Genomic DNA, 15,648 nt, shown 5'->3' on the forward strand with positions numbered 1-15,648 from the left:
CGCAAGTGTACTCGCAAAGCCCTTTTCACGACCACCCCCGCGCCGCCCTTTTTCACCGAAATAGTGCGGCGCAGCATCCATACCACGCTGTCTTTCTGCCATGCTTGCCTATTCGAACACGCCGCTCACTGTGGTAATTCCGCCGCGCCCATGCGGCGCAGGATCACGCCGGTGCGCCGGTTCAGGTAGCCGGTGTCGCGATGGCTGTCGTAATAGCGCGGATTGGGCAGCATCACGGCCAGCTTGGCCGCCTGGCTCGCGTTCAGCTTGGCCGCGCTGGTGCGGTAATAATGGCGCGCCGCCGCTTCGGCGCCAAAGGTGCCGCGACCGAACTCCACCACGTTCAGATAGATTTCAAAGATGCGCTGCTTGTCCATCAGGCTTTCCAGCATGTAGGTGATGATCAGTTCCTGGCCCTTGCGCACATAGCTGCGCGAGCCGGACAGGAACAGATTCTTCGCCAGCTGCTGGGTAATGGTCGAGCCGCCGGCCACCACCTTCTGTTTCTTGCTGTTTTTCTCGTACGCCTTTTGCAGCGCCTCCCAATCGATGCCTTCGTGCTCGGAAAAATTGGCGTCTTCCGAAGCGATGATGGCGCGTTTCAGGTTGTTCGAGATGCGCTCGTACGGCACCCAGGTCTGCTGGATCACGGCCTTCGGATTCTTTTCCTGCAAGCTCGACAATTGCTCGCGCATAAAGGCGGTGCTGGTCGGGTTATGGTCGACCCACCACCATATCTGCAAAAAGAAATACAGCTGCACCACGATAAAAGCCAGCACCGGCACGATGAACAGCCATTTGATCCAGCCATAGCGGCTGGCAGACGCGCCCTTGCGCGCGCCTTTTTTTACCGCCTTCACAGCGCACCGCGCAGCAGCGCCAGCAATTCTTGTGTGTCGGGCCGCACGCCGCGCCACACAAAGAAGGCTTCGGCCGCCTGCTCGACCAGCATGCCCAGGCCATCGCGCACCTGTGCGCCATGCTGAGCGGCAAAATCCATGAAGACGGTCGGTTGCGCGCCATACATCATGTCCAGCGCCAGCGTGTGGCTGCCAAACACGGTGGCCGGCACCGGCGGCAAGTCGCCCGCCAGGCTGGCCGAAGTGGCGTTGATGACGATATCGAACTGGCCATCGGGCTGCTCGAAGCCGCCCGCGCGCAGGCCCTCGACGGCCTGGCCGGCCTCCTGGAATTGCGCCACCAGCGCCTGGGCCGTGGCCACGGTGCGGTTGGCAATGAACAACTCTGACGGCTGCTCCTGCAGCAGCGGCAGCACCACGCCACGCGCCGCGCCGCCGGCGCCCAGCAGCAGCACGCGCTTGCCAAGAATGGCCACGCCGGCATTGCGCACGATATCGGCCACCAGGCCGGCGCCGTCCGTATTGTCGCCAAGAATCACATCGCCATCGAAGCGCAGGGTATTGACCGCGCCGGCCGCTTGCGCGCGCGGCGTCAGTTCGGTCGCCAGCGCGCAGGCGTCCAGCTTGAACGGCACCGTTACATTGGCGCCGCGCCCGCCTTCGGCCGCAAAGCCGCGCGCCGCCAGCGCAAAGCCGTCCAGCGGCACCAGCCGGCGTTCATAGACGATGGCCTCGCCCGTTTGCTGGGCAAAGGCGGCATGGATGGCGGGTGATTTGCTATGGGCAATCGGGTTGCCGAACACGCAATAGGCGTCGGGAGTGATCTCTTCGGTGCTCAATTGCCGCCGCCTGTCAGGTTAGCTTCCATTTTTTCTTCGCGGGTAAATTTGAATCGGGTAATGACGACCCACAGGTCGTCCTTGTCGCTGGACAGCATGTTCGGCGGAAAGCGGCCAAACGGCGCCGCGCGGCGCACGATGGCGATCGCCGCCGCATCGAGCGCCGGGTTGCCCGAGCTTTTCTCGACGCGGATGCCGCCTTCCTTCTGGTAAATGGTGCCGTCCTGGAAAATCGGAATGTAGACCACCAGCTCGCCATACATCTTGCGGCCATTTTTTTGCGGGAAATTCAAGGTGCCGATATCCTCGATGCGCTTTTGCAGGGTCTTGTAATACATGGCATAGCCGACCTCCTGCGTGCTGGGCGTAATGAAGGTCTTGCGCGGACGCTTGTTCTGGTCTTCCACCGTCTGGCTGATCTCGGCCGCCATGCGGGCAATCGCCTTGCTGCTCTCCAGCAAGTCCGACCCGGTCGCCAGCGGATTGGGCTTGTCCTTTTCCGTTACCGGCGCGGCGCTGTAGGGCGTAGCCTTCTGCGCCTGGGTCAGCAGCTCCTGCTGCTTCTGTTCCAGTTCCGTGATCCGACGCGCGCTGGCCTTGACGCTGTCGCCCTCCTCCACCTTGCGCATGTCCGGCAGCGGCGACTTGGCGCGCCCCTTGTCGGCCTGGCCACCACCGTCGAGATTGGCTTGCGCCAGAGCATCGGCCTTCAGGGGCTGGGCCGCATGCTTGGCATTGACCAGTATCACTTCCAGGCCCGGATCGGTAGCCACCGCGCGCTGCGGCGCGGGCGCGACAAAATGCACCGCCAGCAAGGCGCCATGCGCCAGCAGCGAAGCGGCGACAGCGATGGCCAGGAATCGGTGTTGTAAGAAGATAAGCTTCACGCTGGCAGCAAGTCCATGACGTCGGGAAATGGTGAATTTTACGTCAAAGCCGGCGTGCAACTGCCAGTTTTTGTAAGGGGTGGGTGGAAAGCTGTTTACTGCGTACCGGATCAGCTGATGGCGAGCCCAAGCACCTCTTGCAGTCTGAGCAACTTGCGCCGTACACTGAACGATGGATACTCATGAAACGCTTCTCCAGTTCTTTAAAGGATATTTAATGATCGACTGGCCGCTTATGTTGATGAAAATGGCCGTCTGATAAGGCTGATCATTGAAGATGGCATTCGCAGTTGCGGCGGTCAAGATGCTTCAAAAGAATGGATGAATTGAATGAAATGACAAATAAAACTCGACTTGCCGCTGCTGCTAACACGCTGGCTCCTGCACTCGGCATTTTGCAAGAACTTGGCTATGTTGTGACCCGAGACAAGACCACTGAACCGCAATATCAGGCTGAAAACGACAACTGTATTTTTATAGCGGATGATCTTTTGAGTCTACTGGGTTTGGTAAAAATTTACGAGACACGCGGTGCCGCTTTTCAGCCAAGCGATGATGAAGTACAGCGCATCCTGTTGCTTGAGAGCGATGACGATGAAGAGTAGTAGCCGAGGTGGACGAAAAAGCAATTCTGATCTCCTGCTTTATTTGAACAGACAAGGTTTTTGAACAAATGAACAAGCTCACTGTCGTGCTGGTCGATCCGCCAAATGATGAAGCTGCATCCGTCACCCTGCGCAGCAAAACAGGCGAGGTCACCGCGTTTTGCCACCCTTGTGATTTGAAGGCAGGTGACCTGATCGGCAATCGACTGGCTGTGCTGGACGCTGAGGTGCTGGCCGCCTTCCTGTCGGACTGGCCCGAAGATGAAAAAGAGGCCGTGTCCACGGAGTGGATCGAACGTACCGAACATTACTCGTACAGAGGGCGAGGCCGCGTGATCGATCAGGCGGAAGGTCTGGTCGAGGTACAAGGATTTATTGTGGAGATGGGTGCCCCATGCAACGGGTACGTCGATTTCCACATCAGGCGCCTTGATATCACGACATGGGAGACTGCCAAGCTTGAATCAAGTTGACGAGGCAATGGCAACAACTTGTCAGCAGCAGACTTGCGGATCACGTAACCCATCACGCATATGCTGATTCACGATATATAAAACCTTGGGCCACCCATGCATCAACTCCACATTGGCACTGCCACAGAATTCTTGCGGCTCGAAATCGAACCCGCGTACCCGGGCTGGCTGCGCGCACAAATTACAATTCAGGTCCATGGTTTCAACGGTCTTGTCGTCGCGTCGTTCGAACCTGGGGACTTTGAAGCCTTCGAGAGAGAACTGCAGGCATTGAACACCGCCTTGGCAGGCGTAGCCGAATTTTCGTCGCGCGAGAACCAGGTGACCTTTTATTTACGGGTAAATAAGCTGGGTCACATCGATGTTAGCGGTGAAGCTTGGTCACAACCTTTTCACAACAGAAATAAACTGGCGTTTGAATTCAATATCGACCAGACTTTTCTGCCGCCGATTCTAGCCCAGTTAGGTGCGATAAATGCGTAGCGTAATGCCCCGTCCCATCCTGGCGGGTTCGCCTACAGAGCCTGGCAATGGACGCAATAAAGAGCAATAGCTGAACCGGCTGCCTTAAAACCCCGCCTCCCGCCACAACAGCGCCGCCACGCCACGCACCAGCCGCGCGCCCGGTGCCTCCCAGTCGGCGGCGATCACCACCTTGCCGCGCCAGCTGCGGCCGGCCAGGTCACCCGACGATTCCGTTACCCTGAAGCTGACGCGGTAGACGGCGTGTTCCGGGAACCAGTAGCCCTGCTTGTCGCGCGCCGTGACGGAACCGCCGTGCTGGGCCGACCACATGCCGCTCGGCAGCACATGAGTGGCGTCCTGGTCGATGCCGCTGACCTCCAGGCGCACGAACGGGCCTTCCAGGCCATCAGGATAGAAGCGCGCGCTGTCGCCGACGGCGACGCGGCGCACCGTGTCTTCGTCGAGATAGGTGCTCACTTCCTCGCCCTTGTCGCTGATCAGCACGCCGACGCGCTCGTTCTTGCCGACCCACACGCCCGGCGCCAGTTCGCTGTCGATATCGCGCAAGGTGCCGGCGAACGGCGCCACCGGGCTGTAGCGCGCGGCCTGTTCCTTGAGCAGGTCGAGCTTGGCTTCGGAGCTGGCCAACTGCTCGCGCAGCACCATGCTCTGGGCGCGCTGTTCGACGTCGAAACCGGCGCCTTCGCTGCGCCAGCGCAGGCTGTCGATCTGCGCTTCCAGGCCCTGGCGCTGGCTGGCGTTTTCCGCCACCGCGAACTGCAGCATCACGTCGCCGGGCTTGACCTTCGCGCCGTCGCGCAGCGGCAGCGCGGACAGCATGGCGTGCTCGGGCGCGTGGATGGGGAACACTTCGGCCGGGCGCAGCACGCCACTCGACTGCACGCGCGTGGGCCACGGCAGCACGAACAGCAGCACGGCCAGGCCAAGCAGCCAGGCGGTGCGGCGGGTGCGGCGGGTGGTTTTGATCTGCGGCCACAGCTTGCGCCAGACGCGCAATTCGGTGGCCAGCGGGCGCAGGATAAACCAGCTCATTTCAATCGCAAACAAAAAGATCCCCACCAGTTTGATAAAAAAGTGATACACGAGTATGGCGATGCCGAGGAACAGCGTCAGGCGGTACAGCCACACGCCCCAGGCAAACAGGATCAGGCCCCAGTGCCGGCGCGGCGGAAAGTATTCGGGCGGCGGCGCGCCCAGGCCGAACAGGCGCTCGCGCAAATCCCAGCGCGCCAGCGCAAACGAGCGTCCATGCAGGTTGGGCATGTCGAGCCAGTCGGAGACGACAAAATAGCCGTCGAAGCGCATGAAGGGGCTGGCGTTGATGGCCAGCGTGGCGATCCAGGTGGTGGTCGCCAGCGGGAACACGATGGAGCGCAGCACGCCGTCCGGCAGCACGGCCCAGGCCAGCGAGGACCAGATGGCGACGATCAGTTCCGTCGCCACGCCGGCCGCCGCCACCTGCTGGCGATGGTGCTTGTTGTTCAGGCGCCAGACGTCGTTGGTGTCGGTGTACGGCACGGGCCACAGCACCAGGAAAGCCAGGCCCATGGTCGGCACGCGGCAGCCGCGCCGCTTGGCCGTGATGGCATGGCCCAGTTCATGCGCGCACTTGACGCCGGCCAGCGCCAGGCCGTAGCAGGCCAGGCCGGTGGGCGTGAAGGTGTCCATCAGCATGCTGCCCAGGCGGTCCCATTCACGGTAGATCTGGATGCCGCTGACAAGCAGCGCCAGCAGGGTCAGGCGCGCAAAGGTGTTCGAGAATATCCATTCGAACGAGGGCGCCACGCGCGTCAGCCAGCGGTCCGGCTTGACCAGCGGGATGCGGAAAAACAGGTAGCTGTGCAGCAGTTGCGTATGCCAGGCGCCCTGCTGCGCCTTGTGGCGCGCGGCCATCACCTTGACGGACGAAATGGGATCGGGCTGCAGCAGCTGGTTCTGGTCCAGGAAGCCGAGCACCGATTCGATCTCGCCATAACCGATATCGAGCGGCGTGTCCTGTTCGATATCGCGCAGCACCTGCTGCGGGCTGCCCAGCGCCCAGCGCCGCAGCACCTCGAAGGTCAGCCAGTCGATGCGGAAGAACTGGTTGCGCACCGGGTCCTCCAGCGTGTAGCTCGGTTCCCCGGTCGCCAGCGCGGGGCCGGCGTGCAGGCTCAGTTCTTCGCGCAGCGGCGGCAGGCGCAGGTGCTCGAACTGGCGCGGCAGCAGATTGTCCAAAGCTTACAGCCCCACCATCTGGCGGACCGCCGCCATGGGCCGGCGCATGATCCAGTAGGCGGCCGGCACCCAGCGCCCCGTCAGCTTGGCGGTACCCTTCAGGCCCACGCGGTGTTCGGTCGGGCCATCGAGCGTGGCGCGCACGCGGTAGGCATAACTGCCGTCGGGCCGCGGCAGCGCTTCATACGATACATAGCGGACCTTGGCCGTCACCGCCTGCAGGGGGCTGGCGCCCAGGTACAAGCTGGTCTCGGCGCCCGCCGCCAGCGGAATCGCGTCGCCCACGCCCAGCCACGCTTCAACTTCCACGTCTTTCGGCGTGGCGATGCGCATGATGCGCTCGCCCGTCATCACGGGCCGGCCTATCCATTCGCTGGGATCGTCGAACAGGGCGATGCCGTCACGCGGCGCGACGATGCGCGCGCGCTCGGCCTGGCCATGCAGGAATTCGCTTTCGGCGCGGCGCTCTTCGATCTTGCCCTGCAAGGAAGACAATAAGACCTTCGACTTGCTGTCGGTCAGCGCCTGCTGCAGCGACTGGCGGTATTCCGCTTCAGCCGTGGCCAGCGCCTGGCTGGCCACCTGGTAGCGGCTATCCAACTGGGCCTGGTCGAAGTCCAGCAGCGGATCGCCCTTCTTGACCATCTGGTTCGGTTTTACATGAAAACGTTCGATCACGCCTTCCAGCGGCGAGCGGATGGCGGCCGGATTGGCCGGCACCAGTTCACCGGGCGCCAGGATGGTCAGCCGCACGGGAATGCACAGCAATACCGCAACGCCCAGCGCCACCTGCACCTTGCGCCGGCGCCACCAGGGCAAGGCCGCGCTTTTTTCCTGCGCCATGCGATGCTTCCAGCGCGACTTCAATGCAAACGGCGACCACGGCGCCGGCTTCGTGACGGCCGCATACGCATGGCGCAGCACGTCGCACCATTCGGTCAGCAGCGACACTTCATGCTCCAGCCACGGTGTGTCGCGCGCCAGCAGCAAGCCGCCGCGTGGCGACTGCAACAACCCTTCGGTAGCCGGCAGCGGCAGCCACAAGGCATACGCCGGCAGCCACTCGGCCCATTCTGCCGCGATCTCGCCGTCGAAATCGACGGCCGTCAGCGCACCGGCCGGCGCTTGCGCGCACAGCCGCTCCAGCCATTGCACATACGGCGCATTGGCTTCGATCTGCACCACGCCCGACAGCGCGCACGCCTTGCGGTCTTCGAACCACAGCGCCGCCTGCCGATAGGGCGCCAGCGCATGGCTGCCGTTGACGGCCAGGAAATCCAGTTCGACCCGCTCGCCGACATGGCGCACACGGTGCGCCATGTCGAGCAGCGTTGCCAGCGGGCCGTTTCCGGTACTGGCTGCGGCTTGTTGCGTGTTTTCCATCATCTAACCTTGTAATGCCATCACTTATGCCCTGGCGCGATACGCCGCATTCACCGCACTTGCCTGGCGCAGCTGCTCGCTCAAGCCGCTCTTGCCCATGGCGTTTTTCGCCTGGCCCACGTTGATGCGGAACAGCGCCGTCGCTTCATGGCCGTTGATGTCGCGCGCCGTCAGCTTGATGCGCAGTTCGCCCACCAGGCCTTTCGGCACCTCGCCGGTAAACTTGCCGGTCTGCGCATCGAACTGCACCCACGATGGCAATGGACGGCCATCCTGCAGGGTCGCGGCCAGGCGCACCACGGCGTCGGCCTGGGTGTGCACAAAGGCGTCGCTCGGGATCGTCATCACCAACGCACGGCCACTCTCGGCATACTGGTCGGGCACGCCCTGGAACAGCATCAGCGCCGGATTTTCCGCCTTCGCCACCACCGTGCGGAAGCCGTTGTTGTCGGTGTACAGATCGCTCATTTCGGCAGCGCGGCGATACTCGCCGTTCGACAAGTCGGCGGCACGGATGCCGCGGCCATCGAGCTGTATCGTCGCATCGCTGCCCCCCATGTTGAGCGGCGCGGCGGCGTTGATGCGCGTGTCGACAATGTCCGGGGTCGGCACGAAGACCGGCAGCGGCGGCAAGGTGGCCACCGGCAATGGCGCCGGCGCCGGTGGCGTTTCCACCACCACCGGGGCCGGTACGGTGACCGGCTCCGGCGCGATCACCGGCTGCTGCGGCAGCGGCAACACGGTGAAGTTGACGGCAACGCTGCTCGACGCCGTGCCATCGCTGCCACGCACCAGCACCGTGTAGGTGCCGGCGGCGTCGCTGGCCGGCGTGCCGCTGAAGGTGCGCGTGGCCGGATCGAACACCAGCCAGGCCGGCAAGGCGCTGCCGTTGGCCAGCGTAGCCGTGTAGTTCAGCGAGGCGTTGTCGATGTCGGTAAACGCCGGCACCGTCAGCGTTGGCATCGCCACGCCGGCGGACAGGTCGGCCGGCGTCGGCACGCTGCCAGGCGCGACCGGTGCATCGTTGACCGGGTTGACCGTGATATTGACGGTATAGGTGGTGCTGCCGCCCTTCCCGTCGCTGACCGTGTAGCTGAAGCTGTCGGCGCCGTTGTAATTGGCCACCGGCGTGTAGACATAGCTGCCGTCGGCATTGACGATCAAAGTGCCATGGGCAGGGTCGCCCGCCTTGGCATACGTCGCGCTATCGCCATCGACGTCCACCACCGCCGGCAGTGAACCCGACAGCACCGCATCTTCATCCACGCTGGCCGTACCGTTGGAAGCAGTCGGCGCATCGTTGACGGCGGTGATATTGATCGCCACGGTGTAGGTATTGCTGCCGCCCTTGCCGTCGCTGACGGTGTAGGTGAAGCTGTCGGCGCCGTTGTAGTTGGTGGCCGGCGTGTAGATATAGCTGCCGTCCGGGTTGACGGTGACCGTGCCATGCGCAGGGTCGCTGCCCTTGCCGTAGGTAAGTGTATCGCCATCGACGTCGGTAGCTACCGGCAGGGTGCCGGTCTTGACCGTGTCTTCCGCCGTGGTGATCGTTGTGCCGCTGCCCACTGGTGCATCGTTGACGGCGGTGATATTGATCGCCACGGTGTAGGTATTGCTGCCACCTTTGCCGTCATTGACGGTATAGGTAAAGCTGTCCGCGCCGTTGTAGTTGGCCGCCGGTGTGTAGACATAGCTGCCATCCGGGTTGACCACTACTGTGCCATGCGCAGGGTCGCTGCCCTTGCCGTAGGTCAGCGTATCGCCATCGACGTCGGTGGCCACCGGCAGTGTGCCGGTCTTGACGGTGTCTTCGCTGGTGGTAATGCTTGTGCCGCTGCCGACCGGTGCATCGTTGACCGGGCTGATGGTAATCGCCACCGTGTAGGTATTGCTGCCACCTTTGCCGTCATTAACGGTATAGGTAAAGCTGTCCGCGCCGTTGTAGTTGGCCGCCGGTGTGTAGACATAGCTGCCATCCGGGTTGACCACTACTGTGCCATGCGCAGGGTCGCTGCCCTTGCCGTAGGTGAGCGTATCGCCATCGACGTCTGTGGCTACTGGCAGGGTGCCGGTCTTGACGGTATCTTCGCTGGTGGTAATGCTTGTGCCGCTGCCCACCGGTGCATCGTTGACCGGGCTGATGGTAATCGCCACCGTGTAGGTATTGCTGCCACCTTTGCCGTCATTGACGGTATAGGTAAAGCTGTCCGCGCCGTTGTAGTTGGCCGCCGGTGTGTAGACATAACTACCATCGGCATTGACCACTACTGTGCCGTGCGCAGGGTCGCTGCCCTTGCCGTAGGTGAGCGTATCGCCATCGACGTCGGTGGCTACCGGCAGTGTGCCGGTCTTGACCGTGTCTTCGCTGGTGGTAATGCTTGTGCCGCTGCCCACCGGTGCATCGTTGACCGGGGTAATCACAATATTGACCGTATAGGTATTGCTGCCGCCCTGGCCGTCGTTGACGGTATAGCTAAAGCTGTCGGCGCCGTTGTAGTTGGCTGCCGGCGTGTACGTGTACGTGCCATCGGCATTGACAACTACCACGCCGTGCGCAGGGTCGCTGCCCTTGCCGTAGGTGAGCGTATCGCCATCGACGTCGGTGGCCACCGGCAGGGTGCCGGTCTTGACCGTATCTTCCGCGGTCGTGATGGTAGTGCCGCTGCCGACCGGTGCGTCATTGACCGGGCTGACGGTAATCGCCACGGTGTATGTGTTCGAGCCGCCCTTGCCGTCATTGACGGTATAGGTGAAGCTGTCAGCGCCGTTGTAGTTGGCCGCTGGCGTATAAACATAAGTGCCGTCCGGGTTGACGGTGACCGTGCCATGCGCAGGGTCGCTGCCCTTGCCGTAGGTGAGCGTATCGCCATCGACATCGGTGGCCACTGGCAGGGTGCCGGACTTGACGGTATCTTCGCTGGTGGTAATGCTTGTGCCGCTGCCGACCGGTGCATCGTTGACCGGGCTGATGGTGATCGCCACGGTGTAGGTATTGCTGCCGCCTTTGCCGTCATTGACGGTATAGGTGAAGCTGTCGGCGCCGTTGTAGTTGGCCGCAGGCGTGTAGACATAGCTGCCATCCGGGTTGACCACTACTGTGCCGTGCGCAGGATCGCTGCCCTTGCCGTAGGTCAGCGTATCGACATCGACATCGGTGGCCACTGGCAATGTGCCGGTCTTTACCGTGTCTTCGCTGGTGGTAATGCTTGTGCCGCTGCCTACCGGTGCATCGTTGACCGGGCTGATGGTGATCGCCACGGTGTAGGTATTGCTGCCACCTTTGCCGTCATTGACGGTGTAGGTAAAGCTATCAAGACCGTTGTAGTTGGCGGCCGGTGTATAGACATAGCTGCCGTCCGGGTTGACGGTGACCGTGCCATGCGCAGGGTCGCTGCCCTTGCCGTAGGTAAGTGTATCGCCATCGACGTCGGTGGCCACCGGCAGGATGCCGGTCTTGAGGGTGTCTTCGCTGGTGGTAATGCTTGTGCCGCTGCCCACCGGTGCATCGTTGACCGGGGTAATCACGATATTGACCGTATAGGTATTGCTGCCGCCCTGGCCGTCGTTGACGTTATAGGTAAAGCTGTCGGTGCCGTTGTAGTTGGCTGCCGGCGTGTACGTGTACGTGCCATCGGCATTGACAACTACCACGCCGTGCGCAGGGTCGCTGCCCTTGCCATAGGTGAGCGTATCGCCATCGACATCGGTGGCCACTGGCAGGGTGCCGGACTTGACGGTATCTTCGCTGGTGGTAATGCTTGTGCCGCTGCCCACCGGTGCATCGTTGACCGGGGTAATCACGATATTGACCGTATAGGTATTGCTGCCGCCCTGGCCGTCGTTGACGTTATAGGTAAAGCTGTCGGTGCCGTTGTAGTTGGCTGCCGGCGTGTACGTGTACGTGCCATCGGCATTGACAACTACCACGCCGTGCGCAGGGTCGCTGCCCTTGCCATAGGTGAGTGTATCGCCATCGACATCGGTGGCCACCGGCAGGGTGCCGGACTTGACCGTGTCTTCAGCCGTGGTGATCGTCGTGCCGCTGCCTACCGGTGCATCATTGACCGGGGTAATCACGATATTGACCGTATAGGTATTGCTGCCGCCCTGGCCGTCGTTGACGGTATAGGTAAAGCTGTCGGCGCCGTTGTAGTTGGCTGCCGGCGTGTAGCTGTATGTGCCGTCAGGATTAACGACCACCGTGCCATGCGCAGGGTCGCTGCCCTTGCCATAGGTGAGCGTATCGCCATCGACATCGGTGGCCACTGGCAGGGTGCCGGACTTGACCGTGTCTTCAGCCGTGGTGATCGTCGTGCCGCTGCCTACCGGTGCATCGTTGACCGGGCTGATGGTGATCGCCACGGTGTAGGTATTGCTGCCGCCCTTGCCGTCATTGACGGTGTAGGTGAAGCTGTCGGCGCCGTTATAGTTGGCGGCCGGTGTGTAGATATAGCTGCCGTCCGGGTTGACGGTGACCGTGCCATGCGCAGGGTCGCTGCCCTTGCCGTAGGTCAGCGTATCGCCATCGACGTCGGTGGCCACCGGGAGGGTGCCGGTCTTGACCGTGTCTTCGCTGGTGATAATGCTTGTGCCGCTGCCCACCGGTGCATCATTGACCGGCGTGACCGTGATCGCTACCGTGTAGGTATTGCTGCCACCTTTGCCATCATTGACGGTATAGGTGAAGCTGTCGGCGCCGTTGTAGTTGGCCGCTGGCGTGTACGTGTAGCTACCATCAGCGTTGACTACCACTGCGCCATGAGCAGGATCGGTCGCCTTGTCGTAGGTAAAGGCATCGCCATCGATATCGGTGGCGGCTGGCAAAGTGCCTGTCTTGACGGTGTCTTCCACTGTGGTTATGGCATCATTGCCTGCCACCGGCGCATCGTTGACGGGACTGACGGTGACCGCTACCGTGTACGTATTGCTGCCGCCATTGCCGTCGCTGACGGTATAGGTAAAGCTGTCCGCGCCGTTGTAGTCGGCCACCGGCGTATAGGTGTAGGTACCGTTGGCGTTGACCACCACCGTGCCATGCGCCGGGTCGCTGCCTTTGCCATAGGTGACGGTGTCACCATCGATATCGGTGGCGGCTGGCAGGGTGCCGATCTTGACGGTATCTTCCGCCGTGGTGATGGCATCATTGCCTGCCACCGGTGCATCGTTGACCGGGCTGACCGTGATCGCCACGGTGTAGGTATTGCTGCCGCCATTGCCATCACTGACGGTGTAGGTAAAGCTGTCGGTGCCGTTGTAGTTGGCCACCGGCGTATAGGTGTAGGTGCCGTTGGCGTTGACTACCACCGTGCCGTGCGCAGGGTCACTGCCTTTGCCATATGTAACGGTATCGCCATCGACGTCCGTTGCCACTGGCAGCGTGCCGGTCTTGACGGTGTCTTCAGCCGTGGTAATCGCCGTGGCCGATGCCGTTGGTGCATCGTTGACCGGACTGACCTTGATCACGGCCGTGTAGGTGTTCGAACCACCTTTGTCATCGCTGACGGTGTAAGTGAAGCTGTCGGCGCCGTTATAGTCGGTCGACGGGTTGTAGGTGTACGTACCATCAGCCTTGATTGTCACTGTGCCATGTGCAGGATCGGTTGCCTTGGCGTAGGTAAGGACATTGCTGTTGAGGTCTGTCGCCACAGGCAAGGTACCTGTCTTGATCGTGTCTTCGCTGGCGATGATCGTCGGGTTGATGGTGATCGCCACCGTGTAGGTATTCGAGCCGCCATTGCCATCGCTGACCGTGTAGGTAAAACTATCCGTGCCGCTGTAGTTGGCCACCGGCGTGTAGGTATAGGTGCCGTTGGCATTGACCACCACAGCTCCGTGCGCGGGATCGGTCGCCTTGGTGTAGGAGACGGTATCGCCATCGACATCGGTGGCAGCCGGCAGGCTGCCCGACTTGACCATGTCTTCAGCCGTCGTGATCGCCGTGGCCGATGCCGTTGGCGCATCGTTGACCGGGTTGACGGTAATCGCCACGGTGTAGGTATTGCTGCCGCCATTGCCGTCGCTCACACTGTAGGTAAAGCTGTCGGTGCCGTTGTAGTTGGCCACCGGTGTATAGGTATAGGTGCCGTTGGCGTTGACCACTACCGTGCCGTGCGCAGGGTCACTGCCTTTGCCATAGGTAATGGTATCGCCATCGACGTCCGTTGCCACTGGCAGCATGCCGGTCTTGACGGTGTCTTCAGCCGTGGTAATCGCCGTGGCCGATGCCGTTGGTGCATCGTTGACCGGACTGACCTTGATCACGGCCGTGTAGGTGTTCGAACCACCTTTGTCATCGCTGACGGTGTAAGTGAAGCTGTCGGCGCCGTTATAGTCGGTCGACGGGTTGTAGGTGTACGTACCATCAGCCTTGATTGTCACTGTGCCATGTGCAGGATCGGTTGCCTTGGCGTAGGTAAGGACATTGCTGTTGAGATCTGTCGCCACAGGCAAGGTACCTGTCTTGATCGTGTCTTCGCTGGCGATGATCGTCGGGTTGATGGTGATCGCCACCGTGTAGGTATTCGAGCCGCCATTGCCATCGCTGACGGTATAGGTAAAGCTGTCGGCGCCGTTGTAATTGGCCACGGGAGTATAGGTATAAGTACCGTTGGCGTTGACCACCACCGTGCCGTGCGCAGGGTCGCTGGCCTTGCCGTAAGTGACAGTATCGCCATCGATATCGGTAGCGGCTGGCAAAGTACCTGTCTTGACCGTGTCTTCAGCGGTGGTGATCACGGTACCGGAGGCGGTCGGTGCATCGTTGACCGGGCTGACCGTGATCGCCACCGTGTACGTATTGCTGCCGCCATTGCCATCGCTGACGGTGTAGGTAAAGCTGTCGCTGCCGTTGTAGTTGGCCACCGGCGTATAGGTGTAGGTGCCGTTGGCGTTGACCACCACCGTGCCATGCGCCGGGTCGCTGCCTTTGTCGTAGGTGACGGTGTCGCCATCGACGTCGGTGGCCGCTGGCAGGCTACCGGTCTTGGCGGTATCTTCCGCCGTGATGATCGCCGTGCCGGAGGCAACCGGCTTGTCGTTGACGGGCGTGACGTCGATCGTAACCGTATAGGTGTTCGAAGCGCCGTGACTGTCCGTTACGTTGTAGGTGAAGCTGTCGCTGCCATTGTAGTTCGCCGCCGGAATATACAGATAGCTGCCGTCGTCGTTGACAACCACCCGGCCATGCGCGGGAGCACTTCCCGTGCTGTAGATGAACGTGTCACCTTCCAGGTCCGTGGCCGCCGGCAGAGTGCCGGACTTGATGGTGTCTTCGGGCGTGGTGATGGAATCATTGCCGGCCGTTGGCGCATCGTTGACCGGGCTGATCGTGATGGCGATCGTATAGGTGTTGCTGCCGCCATGAACGTCGCTCACCGTATAGGTAAAGCTGTCAGCGCCGTTGTAGTTGGCGACCGGCGTATAGGTGTAGGTACCGTTGGAATTCACCACCACCGTGCCGTGGGCCGGGTCGCTGCCTTTGCCGTAGGTGATGGTATCGCCATCGATATCCGTGGCCGCTGGCAGGCTGCCCGACTTGACCGTGTCTTCGGCCGTGGTGATGGCGGTGCCGGAGGCGGTCGGCGCATCGTTGACCGGGCTGACGGTAATCGCCACCGTGTACGTATTGCTGCCGCCATTGCCGTCGCTCACCGTGTAGGTAAAGCTGTCGGCGCCGTTATAGTTGGCCACCGGCGTATAGGTGTAGGTGCCGTTGGCATTCACCACCACCGTGCCGTGCGCCGGGTCGCTGCCTTTGCCGTAGGTGATGGTATCGCCATCGATATCCGTGGCCGCTGGCAGGCTGCCCGACTTGACCGTGTCTTCGGCCGTGGTGATGGCGGTGCCGGAGGCGGTCGGCGCATCGTTGACCGGGCTGACGGTAATCGCCACCGTGTAGG

9 protein-coding genes are annotated in these 15,648 nt (G+C 61.8%); 3 read left to right on the forward strand and 6 right to left on the reverse strand.

Translation table 11 applies throughout. The annotated features are described in order from the left end of the window. Window positions 1-125: 125 nt before the first annotated feature. Genes mtgA through ACP7B7_RS18255 form a run of 3 tightly spaced genes read right to left on the reverse strand, consistent with a single transcriptional unit; the run spans window position 126 to window position 2,586 of the window. Window positions 126-803, reverse strand: a complete 678-nt coding sequence (gene mtgA / locus ACP7B7_RS18245; RefSeq protein WP_426077611.1) for a monofunctional biosynthetic peptidoglycan transglycosylase — start codon at window positions 801-803, stop codon at window positions 126-128. 53 nt (window positions 804-856) lie between these two features. Then, complete coding sequence (aroE, locus tag ACP7B7_RS18250) at window positions 857-1,699, reverse strand: shikimate dehydrogenase (protein WP_426077583.1); 843 nt, start codon at window positions 1,697-1,699, stop codon at window positions 857-859. Next, window positions 1,696-2,586 (reverse strand): TonB family protein, encoded by an 891-nt coding sequence (locus ACP7B7_RS18255; RefSeq protein ID WP_426077584.1) that lies wholly within the window; start codon window positions 2,584-2,586, stop codon window positions 1,696-1,698. Before ACP7B7_RS18255 ends, aroE begins: the two co-directional genes overlap by 4 nt. Window positions 2,587-2,903: 317 nt before the next feature. On the opposite strand from ACP7B7_RS18255, the gene ACP7B7_RS18260 reads away from it, so the two are divergent. The 3 genes from ACP7B7_RS18260 (at window position 2,904) to ACP7B7_RS18270 (ending at window position 4,147) form a co-directional block, all read left to right on the forward strand. Further along, the gene (locus ACP7B7_RS18260; RefSeq protein WP_426077585.1) at window positions 2,904-3,191 is read left to right on the forward strand and encodes a hypothetical protein; all 288 of its coding nucleotides are present in this window, start codon (window positions 2,904-2,906) and stop codon (window positions 3,189-3,191) included. Between the two features lie 68 nt (window positions 3,192-3,259). After that, the gene (locus ACP7B7_RS18265) at window positions 3,260-3,664 is read left to right on the forward strand and encodes a hypothetical protein (RefSeq protein ID WP_426077586.1); all 405 of its coding nucleotides are present in this window, start codon (window positions 3,260-3,262) and stop codon (window positions 3,662-3,664) included. 96 nt (window positions 3,665-3,760) lie between these two features. After that, window positions 3,761-4,147, forward strand: a complete 387-nt coding sequence (locus tag ACP7B7_RS18270; protein ID WP_426077587.1) for a WapI family immunity protein — start codon at window positions 3,761-3,763, stop codon at window positions 4,145-4,147. 84 nt (window positions 4,148-4,231) lie between these two features. Here ACP7B7_RS18270 and ACP7B7_RS18275 read toward each other — a convergent pair whose 3' ends face one another. From ACP7B7_RS18275 to ACP7B7_RS18285, 3 genes are read right to left on the reverse strand one after another with little or no spacing between them, the layout of a single operon-like run. Then, window positions 4,232-6,367, reverse strand: a complete 2,136-nt coding sequence (locus ACP7B7_RS18275) for a secretion protein HylD (protein ID WP_426077588.1) — start codon at window positions 6,365-6,367, stop codon at window positions 4,232-4,234. Window positions 6,368-6,370: 3 nt separating this feature from the next. Beyond that, the gene (locus tag ACP7B7_RS18280) at window positions 6,371-7,753 is read right to left on the reverse strand and encodes an efflux RND transporter periplasmic adaptor subunit (RefSeq protein WP_426077589.1); all 1,383 of its coding nucleotides are present in this window, start codon (window positions 7,751-7,753) and stop codon (window positions 6,371-6,373) included. A 21-nt stretch (window positions 7,754-7,774) separates the two neighbouring features. Next, window positions 7,775-15,640, reverse strand: a complete 7,866-nt coding sequence (locus ACP7B7_RS18285) for a tandem-95 repeat protein (protein ID WP_426077590.1) — start codon at window positions 15,638-15,640, stop codon at window positions 7,775-7,777. Window positions 15,641-15,648 lie beyond the last annotated feature (8 nt).

Origin of the sequence: Janthinobacterium sp. PSPC3-1 (genome assembly GCF_049896105.1) — a bacterium.
In the GTDB taxonomy this organism is placed as follows: Bacteria; Pseudomonadota; Gammaproteobacteria; order Burkholderiales; family Burkholderiaceae_D; genus Janthinobacterium.